Annotated in this window: 10 protein-coding genes; 5 read left to right on the top strand and 5 right to left on the bottom strand. The window is 60.6% G+C overall.

Annotated elements, in window-relative coordinates; all coding sequences use genetic code 11:
• Positions 1-704 precede the first annotated feature (704 nt).
• Together G1C97_RS07660 and G1C97_RS07655 are read right to left on the bottom strand one after the other, a co-directional pair.
• Positions 705-1,922 (bottom strand): type II toxin-antitoxin system HipA family toxin, encoded by a 1,218-nt coding sequence (locus tag G1C97_RS07660; protein WP_169241257.1) that lies wholly within the window; start codon positions 1,920-1,922, stop codon positions 705-707.
• A gap of 10 nt (positions 1,923-1,932) precedes the next feature.
• Positions 1,933-2,226, bottom strand: a complete 294-nt coding sequence (locus G1C97_RS07655) for a helix-turn-helix domain-containing protein (protein WP_169241256.1) — start codon at positions 2,224-2,226, stop codon at positions 1,933-1,935.
• Between the two features lie 393 nt (positions 2,227-2,619).
• On the opposite strand from G1C97_RS07655, the gene G1C97_RS07650 reads away from it, so the two are divergent.
• Together G1C97_RS07650 and G1C97_RS07645 are read left to right on the top strand one after the other, a co-directional pair.
• Positions 2,620-3,384 carry an aspartate kinase gene (locus tag G1C97_RS07650; RefSeq protein ID WP_100497121.1) on the top strand — a complete coding sequence of 255 codons (765 nt, stop codon included), beginning with the start codon at positions 2,620-2,622 and terminating at the stop codon, positions 3,382-3,384.
• Positions 3,385-3,457: 73 nt separating this feature from the next.
• Positions 3,458-4,024: an ACT domain-containing protein gene (locus tag G1C97_RS07645; RefSeq protein ID WP_100497122.1), complete on the top strand. Its 567-nt coding sequence runs from the start codon at positions 3,458-3,460 to the stop codon at positions 4,022-4,024.
• Between the two features lie 665 nt (positions 4,025-4,689).
• Here the strand turns inward: G1C97_RS07645 and asd are convergent.
• Positions 4,690-5,784 (bottom strand): aspartate-semialdehyde dehydrogenase, encoded by a 1,095-nt coding sequence (gene asd / locus G1C97_RS07640; protein ID WP_169241255.1) that lies wholly within the window; start codon positions 5,782-5,784, stop codon positions 4,690-4,692.
• A gap of 207 nt (positions 5,785-5,991) precedes the next feature.
• On the opposite strand from asd, the gene G1C97_RS07635 reads away from it, so the two are divergent.
• The 3 genes from G1C97_RS07635 (at position 5,992) to G1C97_RS07620 (ending at position 10,884) form a co-directional block, all read left to right on the top strand.
• The gene (locus G1C97_RS07635; RefSeq protein ID WP_100496590.1) at positions 5,992-6,612 is read left to right on the top strand and encodes a DUF5701 family protein; all 621 of its coding nucleotides are present in this window, start codon (positions 5,992-5,994) and stop codon (positions 6,610-6,612) included.
• A gap of 92 nt (positions 6,613-6,704) precedes the next feature.
• Entirely contained in the window at positions 6,705-9,356 is a 2,652-nt protein-coding gene (locus G1C97_RS07630; protein ID WP_240951063.1) for a PASTA domain-containing protein, read from the top strand.
• A 130-nt stretch (positions 9,357-9,486) separates the two neighbouring features.
• Positions 9,487-10,884 carry a metallophosphoesterase family protein gene (locus G1C97_RS07620; protein ID WP_169241254.1) on the top strand — a complete coding sequence of 466 codons (1,398 nt, stop codon included), beginning with the start codon at positions 9,487-9,489 and terminating at the stop codon, positions 10,882-10,884.
• Positions 10,885-11,183: 299 nt separating this feature from the next.
• Here the strand turns inward: G1C97_RS07620 and G1C97_RS12410 are convergent, their stop codons facing one another.
• Together G1C97_RS12410 and G1C97_RS12530 are read right to left on the bottom strand one after the other, a co-directional pair.
• Positions 11,184-13,637 (bottom strand): PASTA domain-containing protein, encoded by a 2,454-nt coding sequence (locus tag G1C97_RS12410; protein WP_169241253.1) that lies wholly within the window; start codon positions 13,635-13,637, stop codon positions 11,184-11,186.
• Positions 13,638-13,876: 239 nt separating this feature from the next.
• Positions 13,877-14,572, bottom strand: coding sequence for a DUF4234 domain-containing protein (locus tag G1C97_RS12530; protein WP_240951062.1), 696 nt, complete (start codon positions 14,570-14,572; stop codon positions 13,877-13,879).
• Between the last annotated feature and the right edge of the window lie 66 nt (positions 14,573-14,638).

The raw sequence follows: 14,638 nt of genomic DNA, 5'->3' as shown, positions 1-14,638 counted from the left end.
GCAACCTACGGAGCGCGTTCCTTACGAAATGTATGTCCGATCAACTGTTTGACATCCCGCAAAGATGCGGGCCATAGGCCGCAATATGTGCCTGACCAGAACTTCGGGCCGGTGGGCTGCTGTCTGCTCCGCCGGTCGTCTCAGCGTACGTTTCTCCAGAGTAGATTTCCCTTTTTCTGGAAAACCGTATGCTGACGGCTACTGAGCGTACGTTTTTCCAGATGATACGGGTTTTGCTCTGGAATAACGTACGCCACGGGTGTCGTGCGTATTGCAGATCAGTAGTTTGGACGACCTAGACGACTGCGTGACTTGCCTGACCCGGGCTTGGCTGCGTGATCCGGGTCCGGCTGGTCCCGGCCATCCTGGGTCCGGCTGGTTCGGTCTTCCCGGGTTCGGCTGGTCCGGCCGTCCTCCCCCTCATCGCCTCCAATCGGACTCAATCGGTCACAATCACAAACAAGGCCCGGCGGTTTGGGCCGGGCCTTGAAACAGGAGAGAGGAAGAAGAAGAGAAGAAGGAATTCAGTTATGGGGTTCCCTGCGGAAGAACCTCGCCGGTGCGCTTTCGTTTGCCGGTAGTTCATAGTAAACCGCGCGAACTTGCGAACAGCGATGGAGCACCCTCAAAGAATCCCCGCCAAAACACTGAAAATTCGCTGATAAAGCCGATGCCCAGGGCGCTGCCGCTCGCGCTCGCCCGAATTATGACAATAGCTCAATGGCGTGGCTGAATCGTGTGCTCATCAGCTCGATCGAAGATGAATCAATGTGCTGCATCTTCGATCGGTTAAGAGCTTGCGAAAGGCTGGAGCGCAGTGTGCTTCTCCACTGGTTAGCATATGTGTTACTCACCCCGAATACCGCCAATGCGTCATCAGTAAGTAGGGTGTTCGTGGTCACTTCGTTATCCCCACAGAAGGAAAGCTGATGGGAGTCTGGCATCTTTTCGTCATATGGTTCCGGATTCATGTCAAACGCTGGTGCCAAATGCCATGAACTCTGAATGCGAAGAAAACCGTGATTGCGCAGGTGATCATCGAGATTGCCGATTGCTGCGCCGAACATGGCGCGACGCCAGAGTTCGGTGGTGTCTGCACCTCTGAGCCGAGCATCCTCGGCAAGATCGATCCAGTCGCCGCCTTCCCCATCAGAAGCTTCTAGTGCTGTCATTGCGGACATATAGGGAATGCGTTTCGCGTGCTGAATATCCGCACTCGGAGTGCGATCAAAGCGTTGTACGAGAAGGACGGTTCGACTTCTTCCCTCGGAATCTTGAATCTTGATGGTCCGGTGCTGGGGAACTTGGATTCCTGCAAGTTGCGCGATATCAAGAGTCACTGATTCCCATCCAATTACATCCCAATTGTCGCCGTCCGGTTTAGGGAATTTAGCGAGCCAAAGTGAGTCCCCATCAACTACCGACGCTTTTGGCCGCGCTCCGCCGAGTGATCCGGTAGCTCGGTATAAACGGCGCAGAGCAATGTCGCTGATTTCCTGATTTTTCTCCACCGCGTCCGCTGTGTTCATCAAGTCGGGCAAGTTGGCTACAACAGGGACGCCTTCATTTCCTGCTACATAATCCCCATTGACGACGAATCGCACGGCCCCTTGACGGGTCAAATCGTTGACGCCAAACAGGTATTCTGGCTCGAAGACTCGCGTACGTTTGAGGCTCCGAGCGAATACTTTTCGCCCCCAACGGTCTGGGGCGGAATCGGAAAACGGTCCCAGACCGGAGAAATGAAATGAGGCCAGTGAGCGGGGCATAGAGGGGAAAAGGTCGAAGGAATCAGCGTCGGCGATATAGGAAGGCAGGTAGTGGAACAACAGTGTGTTGCCTGTTGCGTGCAGAGTACCTGCGGTTACCTCTTTACCTGTATCGAGAGTAATGCGCACATGGGCTTCTATTGTTGTCGACATGCTTTTGGCCTTATCTGCGAACGCGTTTGGGGAGAATTTCGCCGGCGCGGAGTCTTCCGAGATCGGTGGTGTAAGGGTCGCAGGCTTTTACCATGGCGTCTGCGAGTTGGAGCACGTGCGCAACACTTATCAGTGAATCGGTGCGTACTGCTTTGCCTTGTTCGATGTTGGCGACGGTGGTGGGGCTTACGCCTGCGCGCTGTGCCACGTCGGCAATCGTGAGAGAGAGCAGCTTGCGCTGTTGCATGAGTTGCTCTCCGATTGTGCGCAAATCGCGCTTTACGGCAGTAGGCACGTATTTCATATCTTCCTCACATCTCGATTATTATCAACAGCATAATATCTTTTTTCGCAGTTAATCACTAGTATTCTAGTAATTAATACGTTGATGGTGATGTATTGGATTGTGTATTGGACTGGGCGCTCTGGTGAATAGCGAGATGCGACAAGATGCGGTGGGCCGTACGACTGCAAGGTGCTGCAGCTGAACTTTGGTATGGGGATTCGGTCGTGCTTCCGGCGGCGCTTCCGGCGGCGTTCGCGTCCGTATGATGGGTGGGCGGTCATATGGCAAAGCGCGTGCTCCTTATAATCGTGCCGCTTACGTAGAATAAGGCGCAAACGTGAGGCAACGGTGGCATCGTAAACATGCGTCCGCGGCCTGAAACACAGCCCAAGAGAAGAACGAAGGACAGCAGTGGCTCTCATCGTGCAGAAGTACGGCGGCTCATCGGTGGCCGACGCGGAATCGATCAAGCGCGTGGCCAAGCGCGTCGTGGAAACGAAGAAAAAAGGCAATAAGGTGGCCGTGGTGGTCTCCGCCATGGGCGACACCACCGACGACCTCATCGATCAGGCGCTGAGCATCGACTCCAACCCGCCCGAGCGCGAGATGGACATGCTGATGACCGCCGGCGAGCGTATCTCGATGAGTCTGCTGGCCATGGCCATTCACGCCGCCGGCGATCGTGCCCACTCCTTCACCGGTCAGCAGGCGGGCTTCTTCACCGACGCCCGTTACGGCGCGGCCCACATCAAGGCCGTCAAGCCGGACCGTGTGAAGAACGCTCTCTCGATGGGTGACGTGGCCATCGTGGCTGGCTTCCAAGGCATCAACGCCAAGGGCGACGCCACCACGCTCGGCCGCGGTGGTTCCGACACCTCCGCCGTGGCGCTTGCTGTGGCGCTCGGTGCGGACATCTGCGAGATCTACACCGACGTGGACGGCATCTTCACCGCCGACCCCCGCATCGTGCCGGCCGCCAAGCGCATCCCGTACATCGGCTACGACGCGATTCTGGAGATGGCCAGCTGCGGCTCCAAGGTGTTGGCGTTGCGCTGCGTGGAATACGCGCAGCGATTCAACATGCCGCTGCACGTGCGCTCCTCGTTCTCGCACCGTCCCGGCACGCTGGTGGTGCCCGACGGCGTGGACCCGCGCACGCTGCCGAATCTGGACTAGCTCCGGATTTCGGATTCCACCCCTCGAATCATTCGTAATACAGATCACAAGACCACAAGATAAGGCGACAGACATGACTGAAGAAGAAGCGAAATCCATGGGAGACCTGTTCCCCGACCTGGGCCCTGAAGCCCCGGTGATCTCCGGCATTGCGCACGATCGCTCCGAAGCGCTGGCCACGGTGCGCGGCGTGCCGAACGAACCGGGTATGGCCGCCAAGGTGTTCACCGAGCTGGCCGTTGCCGGTGTGAACGTGGATATGATCGTGCAGGCCGGCGCGTCCGTGGGTACTGCGGATATCTCCTTCACCGTGCCGGAATCCGCCGTCAAGCAGGTGCAGGATACGCTGCTCGACAAGCAGGAGGAGCTCGGATACCATTCCTTCGACGTGAACACCAACGTGGGCAAGGTGGCCGTGGTGGGCGTCGGCATGAAGACCCACTCCGGTCTGGCCGCCAAGTTCTTCCAGGCTCTGAGTGACAAGGGCATCAACGTGCTGATGATCTCCACCTCGGAGATTCGTATCGCCGCCCTCGTGCCGCTCGACCAGCTCAACGACGCCGTCAAGGCGCTGCACACCGCGTATGGCCTTGACGCCGACCAGATCGAAGCTGTGGTTTACGGTGGCACCGGTCGCTGAGCTTGTGTGAATGCGTGTGTAGTCGCACGAAAGTCGCACGAATTCGCACTATTGCATGAGAAAGCCCTCCGCATGGAGGGCTTTCTCCTTTACAAGGGGTTGATTTCCGCTGTTCGGAATATCTATCTGCTTTACGAGGGGCTGTCCGACAAATACACAGGCCCGGAACATGGCGTAATGACGTTGAAATTAGGGACGAATATGGGCGTTATCGTTCCGGCGCAGCCCCTCGTAAAGCAGATAGACCTCCCGCTAACCGGATATCAGCCCCTTGTAAGCGAGAAGGTTTGTTGCTCTGCCGAAAGATATGGCAGAGCAACAAACCTTCTCGCATATATTGTTTGCCTATGCGCCGTTATTCGTGTGCTATGCGCACTTTTCGCACGATTTGGGTGTAGGCGGGGTGTATGAGCCTCTTGCGGTGTACTTTTCGCGCGATTCGGGTGCAAAGTGGCCGAATGTAGGCACGTGTGGGACGTTTTCGCGCGATTCGGGTGTGGGGTTGCTTGAATCTGGCCTGTTCTGCTCGCTTTTCGCGCGATTCGGGTGTGGGCGGTTCATACACCCCATTTGCGCCCGAATCGTGCGAAAAGCGCGAATTGTGCGCAAAAGTACGAATCGTGCGAAAAGCGCGAACCGCCACAAACCGCGTATGTGGTGCGAGGCTACTTCTTCGTGATGTAGCCGAGCGCCTTGAGCATTTCGGCGCATTCCAGCGCACCGCCGGCGGCACCGCGCAATGTGTTGTGTGCGAGGCCCACGAACTTCCAGTCGAAAATGGAGTCCTCACGCAGACGGCCGATGGAAACGCCCATGCCGCCCTCATAATCCACATCCAGCTTGACCTGCGGACGATCATCCTCGGTCAGGTACTGGATGAACTGCTTCGGCGCGTGCGGCAGTCCGAGCTCTGCGGCCTGCGAAGTGTAGTTCACCAAGCGGTCGATAAGCTCTTCCTTCGTGGCCTTCTTGCCGAAGTTGATGAACACGGTGGCGGTGTGACCGTTCAGCACAGGCACGCGAATGCACTGCGAGGTGATGCGCAGAGCCCCCTCGAACGGCACGATTTCGCCGCGCTCGGCGTCCACATGACCGAACACCTTGAGCGGCTCCTTCTCGCTCTTCGCCTCTTCGCCGGAGATGAACGGAATGATGTTGCCCACCATCTCGGGCCAATCCTTGAAGGTCTTGCCGGCACCGGAAATGGCCTGATACGTGCTCACCACCACTTCACGCGGCTCAAACTCCTTCCACGCGGCCAGCGCCGGGGTGTACGCCTGAATCGAGCAGTTCGGCTTGACGGCGATGAATCCGCGCGTGGTGCCCAGACGACGACGCTGATGCTCGATCACCGCGAAATGCTCCGGATTGATCTCCGGCACGACCATCGGCACATCCGGCGTCCAACGATGGGCGCTGTTGTTCGAGACCACCGGGGTCTCGGTTTTCGCGTAGCGCTCCTCGATGGCGCGAATCTGGTCCTTGGGCATGTTCACCGCGGAGAACATGAAGTCCACGTCCTTGGCCACGTTCTCCACGTCATCGCCGTCAAGCACCGTCATGTGCTTGACGAACTCCGGCATCGGCGTCTCCATCTTCCAGCGGTCGCCGACGGCCTCCTCGTAAGTCTTGCCGGCGCTATGCGCGGAGGCGGCGAGCGTGGTCAGCTCGAACCACGGATGATTTTCCAGCAGCGTGATGAAACGCTGGCCGACCATGCCGGTGGCGCCAAGCACGCCGACCTTCAACTTTTCGGACATATCAACCCCTTGGGTCAGATGGATGGGTGTTCACACGTAATCGTCAATCTTACGGAAACGCCGTGCCACGTGCCGCGTACTTCCGCATGATGGCCGGGGTCGGGCCGTCCGAAGCCCTCTGACCGGGAACCTCGCGCCCGTGTCTTCCGGTCGGAACGCTCCAGCCCCGCCCCATCCCCGACGTCCCGCCGCGCTAGGCTAGTAGGCATGTCGATCGCATCAGTGGAAGCGCAAAAACAGCTTGACCGTATCGTGGCCTTGGGCTACCCGGACGTGGCGGATATGAGCGCCGCCGCGTTCCGCGCGCTGGCCCGTCCGTTGATCTCCGCGCTGGAGCAGAGCGATCTGGGCTCGAATATTCTGCTGGTGCCCACGCGCGAGCTGGTTTCGCCGGAATCGCTGATCGCCCGAACCTCGATCAACCGCATGGCCGGGTTCACCACGATGCCCCCGCGCGACATCGCCAGCTTCCTGCCGCAGGACGGTTTCATGCCGCCGGAGGGTCCGTTCTACTTGGTGGTCGATCCGCATACCGGCACCTGCTATGTGAACCGTGAACCGGATGTGGCCCGCAAGCTCATCGATTCTGACGAACGTCTGCCGCTCACGCTGGAAGAGGGCCTCGCCATCGCCACCCAGCATCCGGAATGGCTGTTGGAGAAGAACGGCTTCAATCTGCTGGGTTCGCGTTCGGCGGACGGCCGTGTGCCGAGCATCTGGATGAGTCAGAATGCGCCGCGTTTGGGAGCCGTATGGCCCAACTCGCGCCATACATGGCTGGGTAACGCCTACTGCACCGCGCGTCGCGGCGTGAGCCTGTTCCGGTAGTCCCCGCTAGTCCCGCAGTCGTTGCTTGCGTGCGTTCGTTTCTCGGTAGAATGATGCCATAGTGCATCATTCGACGAGAGAGAAGAACAACGATGATTTGTCAACGATGTGGTGCTGTCAATAATGGGGGTAGCCGATTCTGCGAGCAGTGCGGCGCGCAGCTGCCGGCCGGTAGCGCGGCAGCGCAGCCGAATCAGCCGGGCGTGACCGCAAATCAGGTCCCGGCACCGGGACAGAACGCTGCTTGGCCGCCCGCTCCGGGGCAGGCCGCGTCCGGGCCGTCCGCGCCGATGCCGATGCCTGATCAAACGATGATCGACCATCCGCCGCTGCCCGGTACGTCAGGTACGCCCGCGCCCGCCCCCGGTACGCCCAGCGTCCCCGCGCCCGCCACAAACGCTCCGTACGCAGCCTCCGGCTACCCAACGAACTCGACAAACCCGACCGGCCCGTCCGCGACTCAGCCCACGACCCAACCGGTCCCGCCGTCATACGCAGCTACGGTGACCGCAGTTGCCAAGCGCGGCCCGAACAAGCTCGTCATCCTCCTGTCCATCATTCTTGTGGCCCTGCTCGTGGCCGGAACAACCCTGTTCTTTACCTACCGCGCGGAAATGTGGGGCGGCAAGGTTCTGCCGGATGCGGCGAGCATCGCCAGCGGCGTGACCAGCAAAAACGGCAAGAAATCGGTGGTCAAGGCGAAGGACATCACGGCGGCGCTGAAAGCCAAGGGCCTGAAGGTCAAAACCGTGCCGGTCTTCTCCGGCGAGGAGCGCGGCGCATTCCTCGGCTATGAGGGCGCTCAGGCGGGCGCTCGCGTCAAGCAGGGCTCCACGGTCACCGTGCAGGAGTCGGCCGGCCCGGGCGTGCCGAAAGACACCGTGGGCAAGGACGTGAACAAGGTGACCGATACGTTCGCGGACATGGGCGTGCCGGTGCACTACAAGAAGGTCGTCATCGCGCAAGACAGCAAGACGCCGGAAGGTCAGGTCGCCGTCACTTACCCGGCACCAGGCGTGGGATTGACCGAAGACGAGGAGAGCGACGGCATCTACATCGGCGTGGCCTCGAAGGGCGACGGCATTCCGGTGGACATCCTCGGCCAGGAGAAATCCGACGCGGTCAGCGCGCTGGAGGCGGAAGGCTATGACGTAACGCTCAAACCGCATTATTCGTCCGAACAGTACGTGGGCAAAATCTCCGGTTCATACCCGGCACCGGGCTCCGAACTGAGCTCCGGCGAATCGGTCACGCTGTATTACGGCATCGATAAAGACAGCAACATGGACGTGCTGAGCCGTGACAACTCGTATAACGGACGGATGGCCAGCATACAGGCCAGCGCGATGATCGGCATGTACTGCAAGAACGAGGTGAAGGACGCCTCCAAGGATTGCGTCACGCTGGAACAGTCGTCCTCCACCCCGTACGGCGGTACGACGTCCGACGATTACCAGTACCTGCATATCAAGGGCGAGGACGAAGACAAGGATCATCTCCTTGGTCTCAGTAATTTCTCGCAAGACATCAGCGGCGCGATGCTGTCCGCCGATCAGTACACGGATCCGAACAAGCTGCCGATGAAAAACCATCTGCTGCTCAAGGATTGGGGCATGTTCGAGCTGTACGCTGGCATGGATTTGCCGAACTGTGGCACGACAACCATGACCGGTTCTTCCGTAGGAGAGTATTGCATCGACGGTGTCTATAAAATGGCCGATTTTTCAGGCGGTACAATGACCCCGCCGGCCGGCGCCGAACATTACAGTGGTCCGACCGGATTGACCTACGAGATGAAGGATTTCGTGGTCTATTTCCCGGTGGGCTCCGATGTGGATTCGCTGGAATCGTCCGGCTACTTTGACGCCGATGAACTGGCGAAGGCCAACAAGGAAGAGAAGATCGACACCACCCGTCCGTTCATTCTGGTGCGTGACAAGAGCCTGTACGACTCCACCAGCGACCCAGTTGACGACTGGGCGCATCAGGTCGATCCGTTCGTGCCCACCAACAAGTCAGCAAACGGATATCAGAATGAGATGGAGCCGATGAAGCCGGCACCCAGTGGCTCGACCGTCTACTATCTCATGGAGCAAAACGGCGACCTCGACTGGGATTCCCTGCCGGACGCCGACGTGAAGGTTCCCGCATCCAAGAGCGGTGCCGATTCGTCCGATTCGTCCGATTCGTCAGACAAGTCCACGTCGAAGAAGTCGGCCAAAGACATGACCCTGCAGGAAATCCGCTCGACTGTGAGCGGCGGTGACTTCACGCCGATCGCCGGCAAGTACTGCCAGAAGGATAATTCCTCGTGCATCACCATCGACGACACCGGCAAGGCGACGTCGTCCGGTTCGAAGGACCTGTACATGAGCCCGGATGATCATACGGTGTCCAAGTTGCAATTGGCGGATGCGGATCCGAGATGGGTGCCCGAAGACGTCGGATTGGACCTTAAGGGGCCGGACAGTGACTACCAGTGCGGCAGCTACCGCGGCTCCGACGCGTGCTACAACGGTGACGAGTTTTTCTCTGAAGCTGAGATTTTCAAGCCGTTCGAGGTGGCGTACATACCGGCTGGCACCAGCTCCAGCAAGCTGGAAGGCCTTGCGGCATCATCGTATTCATCGTCGTATGTAGCGGGCAAAGCCAAACCCGACAGCAGTAAGGCCTTCCTGAAAATCATCTACTATCACATGAATGAGGCGCCGCTTGACGAGACGGTGTACTACCTGACCGAATAGTCGGCGAGCGGTGACGTGAGGGCGCACATAGCCTCATCAATCGCCGGCTGATTACGGCCACGCAAATCCCCTGTGCCGGTACTGTGAACGATCGGGTGTCCGCGGCCGCGCGCCTCTACACTGTTGAGGCATGACGAGCTTGCGATTCCGCGAAGACGGCAGCTTCCGCGTGCTGCAAATGGCCGACGTGCAGGACGGCCCCGACGTGCGCCCGGACACGATCCGCCTCATTCGTGAGGCCATCCGCGCCTCCGACCCGGATCTGGTGGTCTTCACCGGCGACCAGATCCGCGGCTACGATCCCGCCTATATCGACACCTTCCTGCGCCGCCGTGGCGAGGAACCCGGCGCTCGCGTCCGCGCCGTCACCGAGGTGGAGGCCAAGCTGCGCGGCATCAAACGCAGGCAGGTGCTGCGCAAGGCCGCGGGCAAGGCAGTCGCCAATACCGTCACCGATAACGACGCCAACGCACCGGTGACGATGGACGAACTTATGGACCAGACCCGCGAGAAAGTACGCCGCACGTTCGCCGGATTCCTGAGTCCGATTATGCAGGCGGGCGTACCGTTCGCCGCCACGTACGGCAACCACGACTTCCAGTGTGGCATTCTGGCCGAGGAACAGGATGATCTGTACCGCGAATTCCCGGGATGCATGAATCCGAAAGACAGTCTGGAGCCCGGTACGTTTGCGTTGCCTATTGAGGCGTCCGATGGGTCCGGCCGTGTGGCGATGGCCGTGATGATGGTCAATTCGGGTGACTACGCCGGCAAGCCGGAAGAAAACGACGCGCAATACCCGGCGTATGTGGTCAACTCGCGTGGCCTTGATCTGGCCGATTCGGATGGCTATGGCACGCCCACGCCCGAAGCGCTCGAATGGCTGGGCACAGTGCAGGATGAGCTCGGCGCGCGCAATGGCGACGGCAAACCGGTGCCGGCCATCGCCTTCCAGCACATTCCACCGCAGGAATTCTACGACTGCCTGAAGGAGGTGCCGGCTTGGACGCCGAACGCGGTGGAGGGCGCGCGTGCCTATGCCGGGCACTGCTATGTGCTCAATCATGAGATTTGCCGCCCGGGTTCGCGATTGGGCGAGGCGATCGGATGTGCGGACGAGAACGTAGGTGAGGTGGCGGCCCTCAACGCGGCCGGCGGGTATTTCGCGCTGTTCTGCGGTCACGACCATAAAAACGCCTTCGTCGGCCACGCGCACGGCATCGACTTGGGGTATGCGCCGACCTGCGGATTCGAGTGTTATGGGCCGAAGTCCCGATACCGCGGAATCCGTCTGTTTGAATTCCACGAAAGCAATCCGGCCGGTTACGTGACCCGCATGCTCACGTGGGGCGACTTGGTGGGCCGCTACTCCAGCAACGAGGTGCGCGTGTGGTTCGAGGACCACTGCATCACCGATGCGATCGGCGTGCGCAACGAATTGCGTCGCCCGCAGGTGTTTGCGGTATTGGCCGGCGCGATGAGCCTCGGCTTCCTGGCCATCGTCCGCTCGCTGATTCGCGGACGGTAGGGGCAGCGTACGTTTTCCCAGAGTAAATCCCGCGTCATCTGGAAGAACGTACGCTTATTCTCACTCAGCGTACGTTCTTCCAGATAAGGGGGAAATTAGTCTGGAAAAACGTACGCTAAAAACGTACGCTCTGTGCGGCCAACAAACACAACGCGCTGTGAGCGTCTCTCGCGAGTCGCTCACAGCGCGTTTGTCGTAGTAATCACGTTAAGTTGCGTTGATCACGCGCGATTGGGGGCGACTGAATGCGTCCCGCGCGATCAACGCAACTCACGGTTTGCGGTCCGTTACTTGATCCGTTACTTCTCAGTGCGGATGAAGGTACCCTTGCCGCCGTCGTTGGCCAGCAGCCAGTCAGACGGGCCGTCCATCGAGCCGCGCTTGACCATCAAGGACTGCGCGTCCTCAGGCAGCGATTCGAGGTCGGTGCCGGCCGGGTAACCGGTGAACGTGCCGCACGGGCTGAAACCGGATTCGGTGGCCTTGGACGTGTCGTCGATCTTGAAGGCCGAAGCATCGCATTCCAGCGTCACGGTGCCGTCCGAATTGGACTTGGCGGACTTGAACTTGCCGGTGAACTTGGTCTTGATGCGCGGGGCGGTGGCGGTCGGCTCGCCGCTCTTCATATCGGCCTCATCCACGGTGCCGGAGAAGTTACCCTTCTCGTCCAGCGAGATGGTGGTGTACGCGGAGCCGTCGGCGGCGATCGTGTAGGAGTACTGGGATCCGGCCAGATCGGAGAACACCTTCAGCGAAGCCGCGTCCGGCTCGTCGGACTCGGAATCCTTGGAATCCGAATCCGTGGAATCGGCGTTCGAAGCATCCTTGGACTCCGGCACCTTCACGTCCGCATCCGGCAGGGAATCCCAGTCCGGCTCGGTCGTTTCCACACGGTAGTAGGCCGTGGCGTCGCTCGGGGCCGGCTTCATCTTGACGATGCTGTCCCTGTTGCTGGAGTAGCCGTCGTACGGCAGGAACGGATTGGTGGTGTTGCCCCCGGCCTTGTACGGAGCAGTGGTGGTGTCGTACTGCGAGGGGTCACGCCACAGGATGAACGGACGGTCCGTATCCACGGCCTTCTCCTTCTTCGCGGCGGCCAGAGCGTCCGCGTCGAAGTAGCCCTTGCTGCCTTCCAGACCCTCAAGATCAGAGCCGGTGGGAACCACCAGGAACAGGTCCTGCATATGGTATTCGCCGCTGGTAGGACGGTTGCCGCCCACGCCGTTGGTGCTGTACATCTTGCCGTTGGACCAGTAGTTGGTCAGGCTCGGGTAGGGCATGAGTTCGAATGCGCCGTAATCCTGCGTGACCAGATAGTCGGCCTTCGTATTGCTGCAGTAGGGCTGCTGGATGGCGTCGCAGGCCACCAGATAATTGCCGTACTGGCCATAATCCGAGTAGTCGCTGCCGCCGGAGACCACCTTGTTATCCTCGATGGTGATGCACTTGCCGTCGTTGGTGCACCACTGGCCGTCGGCAGCATCCGTGGTGCCGAGCATCGCATCGCCATTTATCTCCGGCAGATCTTCGGCCTTGAACGCATCCTTTGTGCTCGTGGCGTCGATGCCCTCGTACAAGGTCACATCATCGCTGGAGCTCATTGTGGAGCCGGGGGCCGGGTCGGCGCCGGCCACCTTGCCCACGTACTGCTTGGAGGAGAAACGCTTCTTGACGGTTACGGTGTGGCCCTCGGATTCCAGCTGGGACTTGACGTCGTCCACGCTCTGGCCCATCACGTCGAGCGGCAGTGCGGAGCCGTCGGACTTGGTGGCCACGCCGAGGTAGATGCCCTTGTCGCGTTCGTCGTCCTTCACGCCGGTGCCGGCGGCCGGATAGCTGGAAACCACCGTGCCTTCGGGATTGGTCTTGGTGTCGGAGACGTAGACCTTCTTGTAGTGGACCGGCACGCCCATCTCAACGAACGTGGAGGTCGTCTTCTCGGCCTTCTTGCCGATGGTGTCCTTCGGCACGCCCGGGCCGGCGGATTCCTGCACGGTGACCGTGGAGCCGGCCGCCACGCGGGCGCCCGCCTCGTTGTCCTTATAGCCCACGAACACGCCGGAATCCTTACCGGAGAAGACCTTCTCGGTCTTGACCTTCAGGCCTTTGGCCTTCAGTGCCGCCGTGACGTCCTTCGCCTTGACGGCCGAGGTCTTCTTGCCGTTCTTGTCGGTGACCGAGCTGGAGAACGATGCCGGGTCGGGCAGCGACTTGCCGCCCCACACCTCGGCGCGGTAGGTCAGGAACAGGGCCACGCCGGCCGCGATCAGAGCCACCAGTGCGACCGCGAGAATGATGATCAGCTTGTTCGGGCCGCGCTTGGCCTTGGCCGGTGCCGGGGCCGGCTCGGTCACCGTTGCGGTAGAGGTTTCGGTGGCCGGTGCGTCCTGCGCGGGAGCCGCCGGTGCAGCCGGTGCGACGGGTTCTGGAGTCGGTGCGACGGGTTCTGGAGCCGGTGCCGGGGCCGGTGCGGCTGGAGCCGGGGCAGAGGAAGACAGTACGGTTGCGTCGTCCTCGACCGGAACGTTGGCGGACAGTATCGTCTCGTCGGATTCAGGTTCAGCGGCAGCAGCCGGTGCCGGGGCCACGGTTGCCGGCATCGGTATCGGCGGCAGGGCCACTCCGGACGGGGTGGGCACCGAGGCGCCGGCTGCCGGCGCGGCCGGAGCCGGAGCGCCGGCGAGCGGAGTGCCGCAGGTTTCGCAGAACTTGTTGCCGTCTGCGTTCTCGGTATGACAATTAGGACAGAGCATAATCAAACTTCCTTCTGTGCTTGTCTCTTCCGATAGTCAAGAATATAGCGACCTCAGCCGTTGCCGCTGGACTCGTGGGGCCGGCTGAGACGAGTCGGGTCGGACGGGTCAATCGAACGTATTTCGGACGAATCGTTGGGGTCATAAGGCAGCGACGTGCGGACATAAATCGCGCCCGCGCAAAAAGCTCGGCGATTACCGAGCTTGTGCGCGGGCGCAAGATTACAGGCAGAAATCGGTCAGCCGCGGACGTTGTAATCCGCAGACAGATCGTTCATGGCGTGCAGCAGCTTGTAGTAGAAGATGAACGGTCCCACGATGATGAACGCGCCGAGCACGCCCCACAGCCAGTATGTGGCGGCACTGACGGTGGGCGTCATGCCGCGGGCGGCCTGCTCCTCGCCTACGCGTGTGCACATACGGTGGAACCAGAAGAAGTATGCGATGCCAAGCGTCACCGGGCCCACGAGGAAGAACAGCAGACAGTAGTGCATGGTCTTCTTGCCGTCGCGGCGGGAGGCGATGAGGTTCAGGGACTCGCCGACCTCGCTCATCTGCCAGATGTCATAGATGCCGAGGGTGACTAGACCCAACAGGATGTACTTGAGCAGACCACGCTTGGTGCGCAGCTGGCGGGCCGGACGGGCGCTGTAGACGGCGGTGGGTTGCACCGGCTGTTGCGCGTACTGCTGCGGCGCGGCCTGGGGTACGACGGCCGCCTGCTGCGCGGGCCACTGGTAGGTGGGCTGCTGGTACTGAGGCGCGGCGTACTGCTGGGCCTGAGGCTGGGCCTGTGGCTGCGGCATCTGCGGGACCGGCGGAACTTGAGCGGCACCCGGTTGCGCATACTGCGGCTGAGGTACGGAGTTCTGCCCGCCATGCGGCTGTGGCATCGGTGGCATCTGCGGCATGGGAGGCACATTCGGATTAGTCATGACTAACTTCTTCCCTCACGGCGGAAAGCCTCGTGCTCCCCGCGCACGATTCCGATTCTAATGTCG

The sequence above is a fragment of the Bifidobacterium olomucense genome (assembly GCF_012932375.1).
Taxonomy (GTDB): domain Bacteria; phylum Actinomycetota; class Actinomycetes; order Actinomycetales; family Bifidobacteriaceae; genus Bifidobacterium; species Bifidobacterium olomucense.
Note: the sequence above shows the minus strand (reverse complement) of the source record. Positions and strands in the feature narration are given on the sequence as shown.